This window comes from Vibrio sp. 1069 (genome assembly GCF_033340555.1).
Genome location: NZ_JAWOWP010000986.1, coordinates 1 through 509, shown reverse-complemented (window position 1 = coordinate 509; position 509 = coordinate 1). Strand labels below are relative to the sequence as shown.

The following is a 509-nucleotide window of genomic DNA, read 5'->3' as shown; positions in this document are numbered from 1 at the left end:
GTCCTACAGATAAACCGCCTGAACGGTCAGAGATTGCGTAATCCAGGCCATGCATTTCAACAAACTCAGCTGCGTAAGAATCGTTGAGCACTGTATTCACTTGTGTGTCTGGAATATCGTGTTTACCAAGCGTGACGTTATCACGAATGCTGCCGTGCAATAACATTGGGTTTTGACCAATCCAGCTGACAGCTTCGCGCCAAGTCGATAGATCAAGTTGAGACAACTCGCAGCCGTTAATTTTCAAACTGCCCTTGTACGGCATAAAGCCAAGAATGGTATTAACCAAACTGGTTTTACCTGCGCCACTTGGGCCAACAAGCGCAGTGCTTTGATTGGCTTCCAATGAAAATGACAGAGGGCCAGCCAATTGTTTCCCTTCAGGGCTGAAAACAACCAAATCTTCAGCTTCGATTTGAATTGGCGTGTTCTGTTCACGAGATTGAGTTCCATCTTTCACTTGATCTACCTCTAGTTCAAGAAACTCGACAATACTTTCGGCAGCGCCC

General features: G+C 46.2%; 1 protein-coding gene. It reads right to left on the bottom strand.

Going from position 1 to position 509, the window contains the following annotated elements; all coding sequences use genetic code 11:
- On the bottom strand, positions 1-509 hold a 509-nt coding region (locus R7040_RS30180; RefSeq protein ID WP_318098154.1), incomplete at both ends, for an ATP-binding cassette domain-containing protein.